The organism is Kitasatospora sp. NPDC059160 (assembly GCF_042755465.1).
GTDB lineage: Bacteria > Actinomycetota > Actinomycetes > Streptomycetales > Streptomycetaceae > Kitasatospora.
The window spans coordinates 19,085-34,579 of sequence record NZ_JBHZCN010000036.1 but is presented as its reverse complement, the minus strand read 5'-3'; the positions used below and the strand labels follow the sequence as shown (position 1 = coordinate 34,579).

19 protein-coding genes and 1 riboswitch are annotated in these 15,495 nt (G+C 70.6%); of the genes, 13 read left to right on the top strand and 6 right to left on the bottom strand.

From position 1 onward, the window contains the following. Nucleotides 1-16: 16 nt before the first annotated feature. Nucleotides 17-997: a hypothetical protein gene (locus ACFXOZ_RS17580; RefSeq protein ID WP_380591284.1), complete on the bottom strand. Its 981-nt coding sequence runs from the start codon at nucleotides 995-997 to the stop codon at nucleotides 17-19. A 460-nt stretch (nucleotides 998-1,457) separates the two neighbouring features. Continuing rightward, a riboswitch (cobalamin riboswitch) is annotated at nucleotides 1,458-1,590 on the top strand. Between the two features lie 193 nt (nucleotides 1,591-1,783). Between ACFXOZ_RS17580 and ACFXOZ_RS17575 the strand changes: the two genes are divergently transcribed. The 3 genes from ACFXOZ_RS17575 to ACFXOZ_RS17565 all read left to right on the top strand — a co-directional run bounded on the left by ACFXOZ_RS17575 (nucleotide 1,784) and on the right by ACFXOZ_RS17565 (nucleotide 5,782). Continuing rightward, nucleotides 1,784-4,195 (top strand): ribonucleoside-diphosphate reductase subunit alpha, encoded by a 2,412-nt coding sequence (locus tag ACFXOZ_RS17575; RefSeq protein WP_375894183.1) that lies wholly within the window; start codon nucleotides 1,784-1,786, stop codon nucleotides 4,193-4,195. Next, nucleotides 4,195-5,211 (top strand): ribonucleotide-diphosphate reductase subunit beta, encoded by a 1,017-nt coding sequence (locus ACFXOZ_RS17570; RefSeq protein WP_375894081.1) that lies wholly within the window; start codon nucleotides 4,195-4,197, stop codon nucleotides 5,209-5,211. The genes ACFXOZ_RS17575 and ACFXOZ_RS17570 overlap by 1 nt, the downstream gene beginning before the upstream one ends. Nucleotides 5,212-5,308: 97 nt before the next feature. Next, entirely contained in the window at nucleotides 5,309-5,782 is a 474-nt protein-coding gene (locus ACFXOZ_RS17565; RefSeq protein ID WP_380525148.1) for a hypothetical protein, read from the top strand. A gap of 38 nt (nucleotides 5,783-5,820) precedes the next feature. Here the strand turns inward: ACFXOZ_RS17565 and ACFXOZ_RS17560 are convergent, their stop codons facing one another. Further along, nucleotides 5,821-6,039 (bottom strand): DUF397 domain-containing protein, encoded by a 219-nt coding sequence (locus ACFXOZ_RS17560; RefSeq protein WP_380525150.1) that lies wholly within the window; start codon nucleotides 6,037-6,039, stop codon nucleotides 5,821-5,823. Next, a complete protein-coding gene (locus ACFXOZ_RS17555; RefSeq protein WP_380525151.1) occupies nucleotides 6,032-6,901 on the bottom strand; it encodes a helix-turn-helix domain-containing protein in 870 nt (289 codons plus the stop codon). Before ACFXOZ_RS17555 ends, ACFXOZ_RS17560 begins: the two co-directional genes overlap by 8 nt. 226 nt (nucleotides 6,902-7,127) lie before the next feature. On the opposite strand from ACFXOZ_RS17555, the gene ACFXOZ_RS17550 reads away from it, so the two are divergent. The 8 genes from ACFXOZ_RS17550 (at nucleotide 7,128) to ACFXOZ_RS17515 (ending at nucleotide 10,532) form a co-directional block, all read left to right on the top strand. Continuing rightward, nucleotides 7,128-7,541, top strand: a complete 414-nt coding sequence (locus ACFXOZ_RS17550; protein WP_380591281.1) for an ATP-binding protein — start codon at nucleotides 7,128-7,130, stop codon at nucleotides 7,539-7,541. Further along, nucleotides 7,538-7,813: a hypothetical protein gene (locus ACFXOZ_RS17545; protein WP_380591278.1), complete on the top strand. Its 276-nt coding sequence runs from the start codon at nucleotides 7,538-7,540 to the stop codon at nucleotides 7,811-7,813. Before ACFXOZ_RS17550 ends, ACFXOZ_RS17545 begins: the two co-directional genes overlap by 4 nt. A gap of 144 nt (nucleotides 7,814-7,957) precedes the next feature. Continuing rightward, entirely contained in the window at nucleotides 7,958-8,161 is a 204-nt protein-coding gene (locus ACFXOZ_RS17540; protein ID WP_380591275.1) for a hypothetical protein, read from the top strand. Further along, nucleotides 8,148-8,651: a DUF6879 family protein gene (locus tag ACFXOZ_RS17535; RefSeq protein WP_380591272.1), complete on the top strand. Its 504-nt coding sequence runs from the start codon at nucleotides 8,148-8,150 to the stop codon at nucleotides 8,649-8,651. The genes ACFXOZ_RS17540 and ACFXOZ_RS17535 overlap by 14 nt, the downstream gene beginning before the upstream one ends. Next, nucleotides 8,648-9,490: a helix-turn-helix domain-containing protein gene (locus ACFXOZ_RS17530; RefSeq protein WP_380591269.1), complete on the top strand. Its 843-nt coding sequence runs from the start codon at nucleotides 8,648-8,650 to the stop codon at nucleotides 9,488-9,490. Before ACFXOZ_RS17535 ends, ACFXOZ_RS17530 begins: the two co-directional genes overlap by 4 nt. A gap of 65 nt (nucleotides 9,491-9,555) precedes the next feature. After that, the gene (locus ACFXOZ_RS17525; protein WP_380591266.1) at nucleotides 9,556-9,789 is read left to right on the top strand and encodes a hypothetical protein; all 234 of its coding nucleotides are present in this window, start codon (nucleotides 9,556-9,558) and stop codon (nucleotides 9,787-9,789) included. A 29-nt stretch (nucleotides 9,790-9,818) separates the two neighbouring features. Continuing rightward, the gene (locus ACFXOZ_RS17520) at nucleotides 9,819-10,346 is read left to right on the top strand and encodes a hypothetical protein (RefSeq protein WP_380591264.1); all 528 of its coding nucleotides are present in this window, start codon (nucleotides 9,819-9,821) and stop codon (nucleotides 10,344-10,346) included. Between the two features lie 39 nt (nucleotides 10,347-10,385). Continuing rightward, nucleotides 10,386-10,532 (top strand): hypothetical protein, encoded by a 147-nt coding sequence (locus tag ACFXOZ_RS17515; RefSeq protein ID WP_380591261.1) that lies wholly within the window; start codon nucleotides 10,386-10,388, stop codon nucleotides 10,530-10,532. 120 nt (nucleotides 10,533-10,652) lie between these two features. Here ACFXOZ_RS17515 and ACFXOZ_RS17510 read toward each other — a convergent pair whose 3' ends face one another. Together ACFXOZ_RS17510 and ACFXOZ_RS17505 are read right to left on the bottom strand one after the other, a co-directional pair. Further along, complete coding sequence (locus tag ACFXOZ_RS17510) at nucleotides 10,653-11,597, bottom strand: hypothetical protein (RefSeq protein WP_380591259.1); 945 nt, start codon at nucleotides 11,595-11,597, stop codon at nucleotides 10,653-10,655. A gap of 314 nt (nucleotides 11,598-11,911) precedes the next feature. Further along, complete coding sequence (locus ACFXOZ_RS17505) at nucleotides 11,912-12,832, bottom strand: oxidoreductase (RefSeq protein WP_380591256.1); 921 nt, start codon at nucleotides 12,830-12,832, stop codon at nucleotides 11,912-11,914. A gap of 82 nt (nucleotides 12,833-12,914) precedes the next feature. Here ACFXOZ_RS17505 and ACFXOZ_RS17500 point away from each other — a divergent pair, with 82 nt between their 5' ends. Together ACFXOZ_RS17500 and ACFXOZ_RS17495 are read left to right on the top strand one after the other, a co-directional pair. Next, nucleotides 12,915-13,571, top strand: coding sequence for a TetR family transcriptional regulator (locus ACFXOZ_RS17500; RefSeq protein ID WP_380591254.1), 657 nt, complete (start codon nucleotides 12,915-12,917; stop codon nucleotides 13,569-13,571). Nucleotides 13,572-13,989: 418 nt separating this feature from the next. Beyond that, a complete protein-coding gene (locus tag ACFXOZ_RS17495; RefSeq protein ID WP_380591251.1) occupies nucleotides 13,990-14,151 on the top strand; it encodes a hypothetical protein in 162 nt (53 codons plus the stop codon). Nucleotides 14,152-14,238: 87 nt separating this feature from the next. Here ACFXOZ_RS17495 and ACFXOZ_RS17490 read toward each other — a convergent pair whose 3' ends face one another. After that, entirely contained in the window at nucleotides 14,239-15,459 is a 1,221-nt protein-coding gene (locus ACFXOZ_RS17490; RefSeq protein ID WP_380591248.1) for a cytochrome P450, read from the bottom strand. Nucleotides 15,460-15,495: the final 36 nt, after the last annotated feature.

Here is a 15,495-nt window from a genome sequence, read left to right as displayed (position 1 = left end):
GGGGTGTCACCGCGGGTCAGCCGGTCGCGGCGGCCGCCGGAGTGCCCTGCGAACCCGGCGTGGCCGAGCCCGCCGCCTTGGCCCGCTGGAGCAGCTGGCCCTTCACGTGCTCGGCGAACCCGGCGGACGCCGCGGTCGCGGCGGCGTCAGGGGCGTTGCCGCCCTTCGCCGAGCCCTCGACGGTGAAGTAGGCGTACCGGCCCAGGCTGCTGTGCGTGCCGGTGCAGCCGGGGTTGGCGCAGAACGCCGGGCCGCCCGGCGCGGGCAGGCCCTTGAGCTGCCCGGCGTAGTTCTTCATCGCCGTCTCGGCCTGGATCTTGTGGTCGAAGACCGCGACGCCGACCGTCACCGCGCTGTCGCCGGAGACGTACGTCGCCCGGAGCACCTTCTGGCAGCCCTGGTCGCCGAGGACCTTGCCGAGCCCGCCGGTGGTGGAGTTGCCGTCCCAGCAGGGCTGGTCCAGCGCGACCACGGTCCGGTTCCAGGACACGCCGTTGACCGTCACCTGCAGCGCGGAGAACAGCGCCCCCGCGTCCTGCGGCGCCGGGTCGGTGGCGACCTCCCAGATCGGCTTCGACGGGTCGTCCGGCTGCCCTCCCGCGGCCGCACCGCCGTTCGACGGGCCTGGGGTCGACGGGCCGCCGTTCGACGAGCCGGGGGTCGGCTTGCCCGAGACGGACGCGGACGCGACCGCACCGCCACCGGGCTTGGCCGGGTCGTCCTTCTTGCCGAACAGCAGCACTCCGCCCGCGGCCAGACCACCCACCAGGACGACGGCCACCGCGCCGCCGATGATCCTCACCCGGCGCTTGCGCCTGCCGTCGGCCTCGTTGCGGTCCGCCAGCGCCGCCCAGTCCGGCTCGACGCGCTGCGGCGGGACCGGCTGCTGCGGCGCGGCCGGCTGCTGCACGGCAACCGCCTGCTGCGGGGGACCCGGCTGCTGCGGGGCCTGCTGCCACTGCGGCTGCGGAGCCGGCGGCTGAACCGGCTGGGGCACCGGCTGGGGCACCGGCGGGACGGGCTGGGAGAACGGCTGCGCCGCCGGCGCCACCGGTCCGTACGAGGCCGGCGGCGGGCCGAAACCACCGCCCGGCGGCGCCACCGGACCCGGCCCCACCGGCTGCTGATTCTGTGCGCCCCCCGGCCCGGCGGGAGGCGTCCCCTGCGGCCCGTGCCCAGGTACACCAGTTCCGTCGCTCATGCGCCCAGATCGTAGGGCATCACCCGCACCGTCCCTCGGCCCGGTGACCGTTCCGTATCGAAACCAGGACGCCCGGCGCGCCGGGCCCGGGTGTCCGGCACCCGGATCCGGGGTGTCCGGCGGGCGGCCGCGACACGTCCGGAGCGTGGTTCCGGGCCTCGGACGTCCACGAACCGCCACCGGCCCGGGCACAACCCGTCATCGCGACAACACACCACGCCGTACTACATGTGGTGTCGCATCGAGGAGACACCACTACATGTATGCTCGCTTCTGCTGTCGATGCAGGGGAACCCGGTGGGAATCCGGGACTGCCCCGCAGCGGTGTGCGGGCGGCTCCAGCAGCCGTACCGCGAGTCCGAGTACCTGCCGAACAGCGTGCGCCACGGCCCTCCCGCAGAGGCCGCGCCAAGCACCAGCACCACCCCTCCGGGCCTCGCGGGCGGGCCGGGGAGACACCTCGCGCGACGCTTTTTGCGTTCGCGCCGTGCTCCCCTGCCCAGATCGGCCCGGGTGACCCCGATCACCGCCGCACGATCGCCGCCAGGAGAGAGCGCCTTGACCACCGCTGCCTCAGTCACCCTGCCCGCCCAGGGCTCCGGTACCGCCTTCACCGACCCGACGGTCTCCGACCCCGGCGGTGCTCTCCTGCGGCTGCTCACCGACCGCAGCGCCGACCTCACCGAGGTCGACCCCGGCCATGTCGCCGCCGCCGCGCTGCGCGGCCGCCACGCCGGCTCGGACTTCGCCGAGCTGCGCGGTCTGGCCGTGGACGCCGCCGCGTCGATGATCGCCGAGGACCCCCAGTACTCGAAGCTGGCCGCCCGCCTGCTCGCCCTGGAGATCGTCGACGAGGCGAACAGCCAGGGCTCGACCTCCTTCTCCGCCTCGATCGCCGTCGGCCACGCCGAGGGCCTGATCGGCGACACCACCGCGGCCTTCGTCGCCAAGCACGCCGACGCCCTGAACGCGCTCGTCGACACCAAGGGCGACGACCGCTTCGAGTACTTCGGCCTGCGCACCGTCCAGTCCCGCTACCTGCTGCGCCACCCGATCACCCGCAAGGTGATCGAGACCCCGCAGCACTTCCTGCTCCGCGTCGCCTGCGGCCTGGCGGTCGGCGACTCCGAGCAGTCGGTGCGCGAGGTGTCCGAGCTGTACGGCCTGATGAGCCGCCTGGAGTACCTGACCTCCTCGCCGACGCTCTTCAACTCCGGCACCCGGCACCCGCAGATGTCCAGCTGCTACCTGCTGGACTCGCCGCTGGACAACCTGGACTCGATCTACAACCGCTACGCGCAGATCGCCCGCCTCTCCAAGCACGCCGGCGGCATCGGCCTGTCCTACTCGCGCATCCGCTCGCGCGGCAGCCTGATCCGCGGCACCAACGGCAAGTCCAACGGCATCGTCCCGTTCCTGCGCACCCTCGACTCCTCGGTCGCCGCCGTCAACCAGGGCGGCCGCCGCAAGGGCGCGGCCTGCGTCTACCTGGAGACCTGGCACGCCGACATCGAGGAGTTCCTGGAGCTCCGCGACAACACCGGTGAGGAGGCGCGCCGCACGCACAACCTCAACCTGGCCCACTGGATCCCGGACGAGTTCATGCGCCGCGTGAACGCCAACGCCGACTGGTCGCTGTTCTCCCCCGCCGACGTCCCCGAGCTGGTCGACCTGTGGGGCGCCGACTTCGACGAGGCCTACCTCAAGGCCGAGCTGGCCGGCAAGGCCGTCCGCACCATCCCGGCGCAGACCCTCTACGCCCGCATGATGCGCACCCTCGCGCAGACCGGCAACGGCTGGATGACCTTCAAGGACGCCTCCAACCGCGCCGCCAACCAGACCGCGCTGCCCGGCCGCACGGTGCACTCCTCCAACCTGTGCACCGAGATCCTGGAGGTCACGGACGACTCCGAGACCGCCGTCTGCAACCTTGGCTCGGTCAACCTCGGCGCGCACGTGGCCGAGGGCGCGTCCGTCGAGGACCTGCTCGGCGCCATGGACTGGGAGCGCCTCGACGCCACCGTCCGCACCGCCGTGACCTTCCTCGACCGCGTGGTGGACATCAACTTCTACCCGACCACCGAGGCCGGCACCTCCAACTCCCGCTGGCGGCCGGTCGGCCTCGGCGTGATGGGCCTCCAGGACGTCTTCTTCAAGCTGCGGATCGACTTCGACTCCGCCGAGGCCGCCCGGCTGTCCACGCTGATCGCCGAGCGCATCATGCTCACCGCCTACGAGCGCTCCGCCGACCTGGCCGAGCAGCTCGGCCGCCACGAGGCCTACGGCGAAACCCGCGCCGCCCGCGGCGAGCTGCACATCGACCACTTCCCGAGCGCCGCCCCGGAGTGGACCGACCGCTGGACGGCGCTGCGCGCCCGCATCGCCGAGACCGGCCTGCGCAACTCGCTGCTGCTCGCGATCGCCCCGACCGCGACCATCGCCTCCATCGCCGGCGTCTACGAGTGCATCGAGCCGCAGGTGTCCAACCTGTTCAAGCGCGAGACGCTCTCGGGCGAGTTCCTCCAGGTCAACCCGTACCTGGTGCGCGAGCTCAAGGAGCTCGGCGTCTGGGACCAGCAGACCCGCGACGCCCTGCGCGACGCCAACGGCTCCGTCCAGGAGCTCGGTTGGCTGCCGGAGCAGGTCCGGTCGCTGTACCGCACCGCGTGGGAGCTGCCGCAGCGCGCGCTGATCGACCTGGCCGCGGCCCGCATGCCGTACCTGGACCAGAGCCAGTCGCTGAACCTCTTCATGGCGGCGCCGACCATCGGCAAGCTCAGCTCGATGTACGCCTACGCGTGGAAGGTCGGTCTCAAGACCACCTACTACCTGCGCTCGCGCCCCGCGACCCGGATCGCCCAGGCCGCCTCGGGTGCCGCCCGCACCGCCGCTGGTACGCCGGTGCCGGTGAACACCCCGACCCTCACCCCCGAGGAAGAGGCCGCACTGGCCTGCTCCCTGGAGAACCCCGAGTCCTGCGAGGCCTGCCAGTAATGTCCGACGATCGCCAGAAGATGCTGCTCGACCCCGGCTTCGAGCTGACCCTGCGCCCGATGCGCTACCCGTCGTTCTACGACCGGTACCGCGACGCGATCAAGAACACCTGGACCGTCGAGGAGGTGGACCTGCACTCGGACGTCGCCGACCTGGCGAAGCTGAGCGAGGGCGAGCGCCACATGATCGGCCGCCTGGTGGCGTTCTTCGCGACCGGTGACTCGATCGTCGCGAACAACGTGGTGCTGAGCCTCTACAAGCACATCAACTCCCCGGAGGCGCGGCTGTACCTGTCGCGCCAGCTGTTCGAGGAGGCCGTGCACGTCCAGTTCTACCTGACGCTGCTGGACACCTACCTTCCGGACCCGGAGGACCGCAACGCGGCCTTCGCCGCGGTGGAGAACATCCCCTCCATCCACCAGAAGGCCCAGTTCTGCTTCAAGTACATGAACGCGGTCGACCACATCGACTCGCTGCAGACCAAGGAGGACCGCCGCGCGTTCCTCCTGAACCTGATCTGCTTCGCGGCCTGCGTCGAGGGCCTGTTCTTCTACGGCGCCTTCGCATACGTGTACTGGTTCCGGTCGCGCGGTCTGCTGCACGGCCTGGCCACCGGCACCAACTGGGTGTTCCGCGACGAGTCCATGCACATGGACTTCGCGTTCTCCGTGGTCGACACCGTCCGCGAGGAGGAGCCCGACCTCTTCGACGACGAGATGGCCAAGCAGGTCACCGAGATGCTGGAGGAGGCCGTCGAGGCCGAGCTCCAGTTCGCCCAGGACCTGTGCGGCGACGGCCTGCCCGGCATGAACACCGCCTCGATGCGCGAGTACCTCCAGGCCGTCGCGGACCAGCGCCTCGCACGGCTCGGGATGCCGATCCGGTACGGGTCGACCAACCCGTTCGGCTTCATGGAGCTCCAGAACGTCCAGGAGCTGACCAACTTCTTCGAGCGCCGGGTGTCGGCGTACCAGGTCGCGGTCGAGGGCTCGGTCTCCTTCGACGACGACTTCTAGGTCGAATATCGTTCGGCTTCAACAGCGGGACACAGCGGGGCTGCCGTCACGGCAGCCCCGCTGTTCTCGGTTCCAGGCGTACGGGGGTAGCACAGACATGTCCAAGCTCCAACAACGGGTGATCGACGGCCCGTTCGGACCGATACAGCTCAGCCACGACCGCTGGCCGACCGTCGTGGCCCGGGTGCAGGGGGCGGGGATGCCCACCGTCACCGTGGTGCCCGACCGCGACCACGGCGCGATGAACATCAACGGGAGCAACATCCCGACCACCCGGAAGTCCCGCACCCGCACGGCCATTCTGGGCGACCGCACCTACGAGTTGAGATCGACCAGCCTCCGCCACGCAGAGCTGCGCCGCAACGGCACCCTCATCGCCCACGCCCACGGCAGCTTCCGGTCGTACGCCCCGGGAAGATCCATCCCCGGCCTCGACGCCAAGGTCACCTGGTCCCAGGGCATCGACCCGACGGATGTCGCGGTCGGCCAGTCCATGGTCCTCGCCTTCGGCGCCGGCGCCCCGGGCATCGTCCTGCGGACCATTTTCTTCTGGACCGACAACCTCACGTGACACACCAGGGGTGCCCCACCCGGGGCACCCCTGTTCTTCTACTCGGCCAAGAACTCCCCGCCCTTGACCCCGGCCACGAACGAAGCCCAGGCATCAGCATCGAACAGCAGACCTGGCCCATCCGGGTCCTTCGAGTCCCGGACCGGCACGCCCCCAACCCCGCCTATGGCTATCTCCACACAGTTGCTCTGCGCACCGGAGAACGACGACTTTCTCCAGCTCAGGTCAGCGGCCGCCCCCTTGGGGATGCTACTCATCGCCGTCCCTTCCTTTCGCAATGCGCTCAATGAACGCAATCGATTCCTTGCGAGGCAGCGACTCCGCCAGAGCCCGCCGGAACAGGTTCGAGTAGTTGAAGACCTCGCCCGGCTCCTCGATGTAGAGCGTGCTGAGGAGACTGTCCACGTACACGACGTCCGTCTCCGTGCTCTCGGGGAAGCTCAGGATGACGAGTGGACCGAACAGCGCCGCATGAACATCCGATTCCTCCGGCAGCACCTGGATGTTGATATTGGGCCGGCCCGCCATGGCGACCAGATAGTCGAGCTGCTCTCCCATCACCGACCGCCCACCGATCTGGTGCTTCAACACGGACTCCGACAGCACAACCCAGAGCCGAAGCGGAGATTCGCGCGTCAGGACCGATCGCCGCTCCAACCGAACCTTCGTCAGCTGCTCAACCTGCTCGACACTGGCATCCTCTATCTGCGCCCGAACGACGGCCCGGGTGTAGTCCTCCGTTTGCAGGAGCCCCGGAACGAGGAAGGTCTCCACGCTGTACGCGTCCGAGGCGTCAGCCTCCAACGAGATGTAGTCCGCGTAGAGCGGCGACAGCGCGTCCGAATATCTGTCCCACCAGCCACGCAGGCGCCCCTCGCGCGACAGTTCCTCCAGTCGACCGCGCACCACATGGTCCGTCACGCCGTAGAGGTCGAGTAGCAGCCTGAGATCCACAAGCCTGATTCCAGACTGCGCGGCCTCAATCCGGCTGATCTTGCTCTCGGCACAGTCCAGTTGTCTGGCCGACTGGACCATCGTCATCCGCGCAGCAACCCGCAACTCCTTGAGCGTTCGAGCGAGCCGTCGCTGTCGAACCGTCGGATTCCTGTTCACGGGCACGCGTTGACCTCCCAGCCGTATGTGCGCTGCCAGTCTGCCGCCCTCTGCTCTGGACAACAATCTTTGATCGGTTCCCAAAGTAGGGACTTGCACTCCAGAAGACATCAGGAGCATGCTACTCAACGTAGTCCTCCAGTAGACACATCGTGATCATGGCGGACTCTCACCGGGCATCCCCATGCCTTCTCCAGCGCTCTCACCTGCACACTCCAGAGGTGGCCCTGCCATGAGCGAACAGACCTGCTGGCTCCCCCGGCACCCCAAGTCCCCCCGCAACGCCCGCCAGGAGCTCCGCTCCTTCCTCCTCCCCCACCCCTCCGCCGAACCCCTGCTCCCCACCGGCGAGTTGCTCCTCAGCGAGCTCGTCACCAACGCGGTCACCCACGCCCGCACCCCGGGCGACCGCCTGATCTTCGTCCGCCTCCAGCTCCCCTCCCCCACCACGCTCCGCATCGAGGTGCACGACGCCGACAGCGAGAAGCCCTCGCTCCGGCCCGCCTCCCTCACCTCCGAGAGCGGCCGGGGCCTGCTCCTCGTCCAGGAGTTGGCCTCGGCGTGGGGCTGCTGCCCGCGCAGGGGCGGCATCGGCAAGTTCATCTGGTGCCACATCACCGTGCCCACCGCCGAGGCCGCCGCGTGAGCCCCGTCCGGGCCGGGATCGCGGGGATCATGCTGCCCACCGTGTTCCCCAGCCTCGACCACGCCCTCCCGGTCCTGTGGGACCACGTCCGCCGACACCCCGTCCGCGCCGCCCACCGGGACTTCCTCCGCCTCTGCATCGGCCCGGGCGGCAACAACGGCGTCGCCCACTCCCTCGCCCGCAGCGGCCGCTGGTCCGTCACCCTCTACCTCGGCGACACGGCGGACCGAACCGCCCACCCGCTCACCATCACCACCCGCCACCGCCCCTGAACCCCCCTGCCCCCGGCCGGTGTTCACACCGGCCGGGGGCAGATGGACGGCTTTCCCGTTCCGGAAAGATCAGGTCCTTGACCCTCGACCTGGAGAGCCGGAAGCATCGAGCACCAGGAACCACCGACGAGTTGGGAGCACGTGATGCTGCGTTGGCTGTCCGGGAGCGGGTCCTGCAAGAACGGGGCATGCCCCACCCTCTGGCGCACGGAGGACGGGGACTACGTGGCCCAGGGCCACGTGATCACCGACCCCGTCCGCCTCGCGCAACTGAACCTGCCGCCCGGTGAGTCGGCGGTCCTGATGCCTGCCGACGTCCTGGAGAGGTACTTCCATGCTCAAGGGTGAAGAATTCGGCCGCCTTTTCGAGGCCTTCGAACGAACGGCCTTCCGGCTCGAAACCCTGGCCGTCTACGACGTGGACGACGAGCGTGAGGAATTCGCCGCCTTCCTCGCGGGCGAGGGGTTGCCGCCGGAGTCCTCCGACAATCCCTGGGTCCGCTCCATGACGGACCTGGGCAAGCAGGTGGCCCGGGTGCACGTCCTCCGATCGCCCCTCTCGGACTACCTCCGCTACGAGTTGGCCTCCTATCCCGGCAACATCACGGCCGGCGAGTCGATCGGCATCATCGACACGGCCTGGCAGGAGGTGGCCGGCCTGCCCGACCACGACTTCTGGCTGTTCGACGACGCCCAGGTCTACCGGATGCACTACACCGACGCAGGACAGTTCCTCGGCGCGGAACTACTGCCCGACGACCGCCTGAGCGAGTACCAGCGGTACCGGGAGATCGCCTTGGCGGCCGCCGTACCCTTCGGGGAGTACTCGGCAGGTTGAGCGGAGACCAGCACAAGGACTTGGGCAAGGCCCTGCGGGCGCTGCGGGTCGCCTCGGACAAGACAGCCGAGACCACCGCCCGCAGGGCTTCCATGTCTCCGGCCAAGCTCTCGAAGATCGAAACCGGCAAGACCCTTCCGAGCGTGCAGGACGTGGACCTCATCCTGACGGCGCTCGGAATATCCGGCGAGGCCAAGTCAGAATTCCTGGAAGCAGCTCGCGGTGCGGCGACCGAGGAGACGGCCTGGCGGGAACTACGCCGCATGGGCCACTGGAAACACCAGAACGCCATCAAGGCCATTGAGTCCCAAACGAACCTTCTCCGGCTGTTCCAGGGTCAACTGATTCCAGGACTACTCCAGAGCGCCGAATACGTCTCGGCGGTGTTCGCACTGCCCCCGGAGCTTCCGGAGGAAGCCAAGGCGAGGACCATCGCCGCCCGGCTGGACCGGCAGGCCGTCCTGTACGACCGCCGGCGGGAGTTCCACTTCGTCATCTGCGAACACGTACTGCGGTGGCGGGTCTGCGCGCCTTCGGTCATGGCCACACAGCTCGATCGCCTGGTATCGCTGTCTCGGCTCCCCAACGTCACCATCGGCGTCCTGCCACTCTCCGGGCGCATGCCGGACTTCCCAATGACATGCTTCAGCATGTACGACGAACGCCTGGTCATCGTGGAGACGTTCCACTCGGAGATCACCACTCGTGACCCGAGGGACATCAGCCTCTATCTCTCGACTTTCTCACGGTTCGATTCCGTAGCGCTGCACGGCGCCGACATGCGCGCGCTGGTCGAAAGCATCCGCGACGAGTTCCTTCGCGAACAGGAAAGCGCATAGAAACCGGCTCTCCGCCCCCGTAATTTGATGACTCGCCGAAACAAGCCGAGCCACGGGGGCCCTCCATGTCCGCTGCGGATCCCGCACCGTCCGGCCCGAAGCCGCGCCGCACCCACGCGGAACTCATGGAGCGGGTCAACAACAGCCCGGTCCGGAAAGACCTCACCACCGGGCGCCTGGTCGAGGTGGTGGGCGCCCAGGACGGCAGGGCCCTGGTGCGGCCCCTGTTCGAGCCGGAGGCCCCACCGCGCCAGGTCCCCGCCGACCAGCTCACCACCCGCATCAGCCTGTGGGGCTGATGCGGGTGGCCCCGACCGAGAGGAGCAGCATGATGACCGCCGAACCCCCCGAGCCGCTGAGCGCAAACCTCCCCCACCTGGCCGATGTCCTGCTGGGGCCGTTGACCTTCGACTCCGTCGTCTCGACGGTGCTCGACAACAACCAGGGCCTGGGAGTTCCCATGGCCAGGCGGATCACCCGGGAGGCGATCGCGTTCGTCGTCACGGGTGCACTTCGCCGTGACATCGCCATCGTGCCGAGCCGCATCGTGGACGAGGGCTGGCACGCCCTCATCCAGCACACCGAGGCCTACGCGGATCTGTGTGCGCGCTTCGGCGATTTCGTCCACCACAGCCCGGGATACGGCACCGAGAACTACGACCCGAACATCCTCCGACACACACAGGCCGCCATCCGCGCGGTCGGGTTCGACATCGACCTGGACCTGTGGCGGGCTCCCGACGACGACAGCCTGGTGACCGTCGCCGCCGGCTGCCAGCACGCCCCCGCCAAGGACGGCCCGATCAAGCCGATGCCGAAGCCCGAACACCCTTGCCACAAGCCGAAGGTGGCCTGAGCGGCGTACCCTGCCGACCAGCCGACAGGAGGTACTCGGATGGAAGAGTGGATCGACCCCCGGTACGCGGAGCTGGTTGCCTGCTACCGACGGCAGCAGGAAGCCCCGGAAGATCCCACCTACGGCCCGCCCACCGATGACGTGCCGCTCCGCGGCTTCGTCCTGGAGCCGATGCCCCAGTGGTAGAGCCAGAGCTTGCCCCCGCCCGGCGTTCACGCCCGGGCGGGGGCAAGGACATCTGTGCGCAGGAAGTCGGCCGGGCCGACTTCCCGTGCACCACACAACGCCACACCGCACCGCACCGGGTCAGCCGTGGTCGTCCCAGTCCTCCGCGTGGAACCGGGCACCGCTCACCACGGTGTCCCCGGCCCTGGTGGCGCGCACGGACATGCCGGAGCCGTCCGGCCCGAGGTCTCCGTCGCAGCCGATGAGCAGCGTCCCGTCCTGGCTCTCGACGTACCGGGTGAGGGCCGCATCGACCTCGGAGACCGTCCGGCCGATCAGCGGCAGGCCCTCGAACTCCAGCTGCGGCCCGGTACGGCCGTTCACGGTCACGGCCGCCAGGGTGGGAAACCCCTGCTGGTACCAGTAGTGCGCGGTCACTCCGGCCCGGTCGAACTGGTCCTCCGACAGGATCCACTGCCGGGCCCCGTAGTGCCGCATCGACTGGTAGCACCACCCCCGCCGGGCGGCCGGCGTCTCACCGCCCAGCGCGGCCGCCACCTGCCTCGGGCTCATCCCGAACCGCAGCGGGCCGACCCGCTCCAGCGGTGTCCAGTCCCAGCGGGGCCGGTCCTGGTCGGACGTCACCGGCCAGGAGCCGGAGTTCGCCTCCAGCCTGCGGACGTCGCGCCACGCGAGCACCGGTTCGGCCCCGTACGGGTCCTCGGCCAGCTCAGGGCCGACGAGCAGGGCACCGGTGAGCATCGCGTCCCGCCGCTCCAGGTACCCGTCGGGCGACGTGCCCCACTCCTGATCGGCGCCCATGGACACGCCCCAGGCCGCGACCTCCGGATCGCCGCTCCAGTTCACCCCGACCGGAACGCCCTCCCGGCCGGCGAGCGCGTGGACCTCGGCCCGGGCCTCGGACGGCACCCGGGCGATCAGCTCCACCTCTCGCAGCCGCACCAGTGGTCCGGTGTTCGCGTCGACCGCCACCGCCGCCAGCCGCTCGTCCGGCCCGTAGATCGCGGTCACGCCCGTACCATGGTGGTACCCCTGCCAGCACACCCGGCCCTGGGTGCTCTGCACCGGGGAAGGGTGTTCCGCAAGGACGTCCCTGACCTCGTCGGGGCTCATCCCGAACCGCAGCGGCCCGACCCCCACCAGCGGATCGAGCACCCACCGGGCCCGCTCCTCCTCCGCTTTCCGCTCCCACCAGCCCACCAGGACACACCCCCGCACGATCGCTCCGCCCGACCCCGGCGAACCTGCCGATGATCTTGCCGGGCACGCTAGACCCACCCTCCGACAGCGGAGCCGAATCCCCCACCAGCGCAGGAAGTCGGCCGGCCCGACTTCCTGCGCGCCGCCCGACTCGCCCCCGCAGGGCGAAAATTGCTCCGTCAGAGCGCGAAGCGGACGTCCGTCAGCCGCTCCGAGAGCTCCCAGAGCCGCCGCGCCGTCTCGGCGTCGGTCGCCCTCGGGGCGAGCCGCACGACCTTCGGGGCGCCGCGCAGCTCCCCCATCCCGCCCGGGCCGATGAACTGCCCGCCGAGGGCGTCCGGGGCGGTAGCGGCGAAGAGTTGGGGCAGCGCGCCCCGGGCCGGGGTCTGGGCGAGCGGGCGCAGGAGGCGGCCGAAGAGCAGCTTCACCGGGCCGACCGAGCCCGCCTGGATGCCGGTGGCCGCATACCCGGGGTGGGCGAGCAGGCTGCGGACCGGGCTGTCTGCGGCGGTGAGACGCCGGTGGAGCTCCCGGCCGAAGACGGCGTTGGCCAGTTTCGACTGGTTGTAGCGCCCCATCGGCGAGTACCCGCGCTCGCCGGTGAGGTCGTCGAAGTGGAACCGCCCCTGCCGGTGGTTGGCCGAACTCACGGTGACCACCCGGGGGTCGGTCCCGCCGGCCAGCAGGTCGAGCAGCAGCCCGGTGAGCGCGAAGTGTCCGAGGTGGTTGGCCGCGAACTGGAGCTCGTGCCCCTGCGCGCTGAGTGTGCGCGGCGGGGCCAGCACACCCGCGTTGTTCACGAGGACGTCCGGGCGGAGGCCGTCGGAGCGCAGCCGCTCGGCGAAGGCGCGGACGGAGTCGAGGTCGGCCAGGTCGAGGCGCCGCACCTCCAGGGACGCCCCCGGGCGCTCGGCGGTGATCTCCGCGGCGACGCGCCGCCCCTTGGCCTCGTCGCGGACGGCGAGGACGACCCGGCCGCCCCGGTGGGCGAGGGCGCGGGCGGTCGCCAGCCCGAGGCCGCTGCTGGCACCCGTGACGACGAAGAGTCGCCCCGTCTGGTCCGGGATCCGGTCGGCGTTCCACGCTTGAGGCTTCGTCATGCGACACACGCTGCCGCTCATGTCACCAAGTGTCAAGTACGACTCCAGGCGCCAGGAACGGCCCCGCGTGTAGCATCACGGGATGACCACCCTCCCCGCCCCGAGCCTGGCCGAGCGCAAGCGCCGGCTCGTCTCCGACGAACTGACCAGGGCCGCACTGGGCCTGTTCGCCGAGCACGGGTTCGACACGGTCACGGTCGACGAGATCGCGGCCGCCACCGGCATGTCCAAGCGGACGTTCTTCCGCTACTTCGCCTCCAAGGAGGACGTGGTCGTCCGCTTCCTCGCGGAGCTGGGCGACGGCATGCGCGCCGAACTCGCCGCACGGCCCGCCGGGGAGAGCCCCTCCACCGCCCTGCGGCACACCGTCTGGGCCGCCGTCGACGCGTGCGCCGGCCACTCCGAGCAAACCCTGCGCGTGGTCCGGCTGATCCTCGGCACACCCGCGCTGCGCGCCCGCCTCCTGGAGCACCAGTCGCAGTGGCGGGAGGAGCTGGCCGCCGAACTCGCCGACCGGCTGGGAGTGGACGCCGCGGCCGGACTCCGCCCCCGGATGGCCGCGGGAATGGCCCTGACCGCCTTCGACGTCGTGCTCCAGTGCTGGAGCGCGAGCGGCGGAACGGCGGACCCGGCCGCCCTGACCGACCAGGCCTTCACCGCCATCGCCCCGGCCCTCGACGCCACACCCGTCAACGAGGCAGCCCTCGACGCCACATCCGTCCGAGCCGCCCCGCGCTAGCGACCGCGTCGACGGCCACCGCGCGCCGCCCGTCCGACTGAACTCCCGGGCCGCACCGGCATCGAGAAGCCCGAGAACCCGCTCGCCTACGCCGCCGACGGCAACACGATCGGCGCCTTCTACCAGCGCATCGCCAACGTCTTCCCCACGTACGCCCGCCTCCCCGGAGGACCCGTTCCCCAGTGCCCCGGGCGAACTCGCCCACTACTACGCCTTCCAGGAGATCGCCGTCGGCCGGAAGCTCGTCCAGAACCCCACGACGAAGACGTGGGAGTTCGCCGGCGCCGACGTCCCGCTGCCGGACACCTTCCCGGTCGCCCGGGTCCCCAAGGGCGGCTGGCCCCGCCAGGGCGACCCCAACTCGCGCGACGGGCCCACCGCCGGGCTGCTGGACGCCTTCAACCAGCACGACAGCGCCATGCTGCACGCCCTCGAACGCGCCTGGGGCGGCGACCCGTCCCAGCTCGGCACCGCGATCGGCCTGATGGGCCAACTGCGCGACACCGCCCAGCAGATCGTCGACGTCGAGCTCCCGGCCGACCCCCGCTTCACCTACGGCCCGGAGTGGCTCCTGGTGTGACCGAACGGCGCAGGGGCCGATACCGACGGGGCCGATACCGACGGGACCGGTACGGACGGGTCCGTACCGGCCCCGAAGGCCCTCGGCTCACCACACCACCGGCAGCCGCTCCGGCAGCCGCTTGATGAACCCCGGCCGCCAGGCCAGCTGGTCGGCGGGAACGGCGAGCCGCAGGCCCGGGAGCCGTTCGACGAGCGCGGTGAGGGCGATCTCGGCGTGGGTGCGGCCGAGCGCCGAGGCCGGGCAGAAGTGCCGGCCCGCGCCGAAGGCGAGGTGCGGGTTGCTCGGCCGGTCGAAGTCGATCCGCTCCGGATCCGGGAAGACCGCCGGGTCGTAGTTGGCGCCCTCGACCAGGACGAGCACGAGTTCGCCCTCCTTCACCAGCACCCCGCCCACCGGGACGTCCGCGAGCGCGAGCCGCGGCAGGGCGTCGCCGATCGACAGGTTCACCCGCAGCAACTCGTCCACCGCGCGCCCGATCAGCGCCGGCTCCCGCCGGAGCCGGTCGGCGAGTTCGGGCCGCTCGCACAGGTAGACGACCGCGTTCAGCAGGAACGCCGAGGTCGACACCGCTCCCGCGCCGAACAGCGACAGCGCGACGGTGGCGAGCAGTTCGTCGCCGACCCGGTCCGCGACGTCCGGGGAACGGCGCAGCGCGGCGAACCGGCCGAGCAGGCCGTCCACCGGTTCCGGATCGGCGTTCAACCGCCCGAGCACGTGGCCGAGGTCCTTGTACCAGTTGGGGACCGCACCGGCGAAGGGCACCGGGCTGGTGAGGAAGGCGAGGTCGACACCGGCCATCAGCCGCCGCCCGTCCTCGGCCGGGATGCCGAGCAGTCGGCAGTGCAGTGCGGCGGAGTAGGGGTCGGCGAAGCCGTCGCGGAGTTCGCCGGGGGCGCCCTGGGCGGTGAGTACGTCGATCAGCCGGTGGGCCTCGGCCTGGAGCCAGCCGTCGAGGGCGCGGTCGGCCCGCGGGGAGAGGGTCCTCATGACGGCGTCGCGCAGTCCGGCGCTGTTGATGCTGCCCATGTTGTCGACCACCTCGGGCGGGATGGTCAGCGCGTACTGGCGGGGGACGCCGGGGTTGGCGGTGTCCTTGAGGCTGAACCGCTCGTCCTCCAGGACCTGCTTGGCCAGCGCGTAGCTGCTGACCAGCCAGGCCGGATCGCCGGTCAGGGTACGGACCCTGGCGATCGGGGTCTCCTCCCTCAGCCGGTTCGCCTCGGCGGGCAGGACGTCGCCCCGGCGGGAGAGCGGGAAGGCGATGTCGGTGGTCGGCGGGTGGGTCACGGTCACGGTCGTGCTCACGGGCGTTGCTCCTCGGGGAAGTTCGGCGGTCCGGAC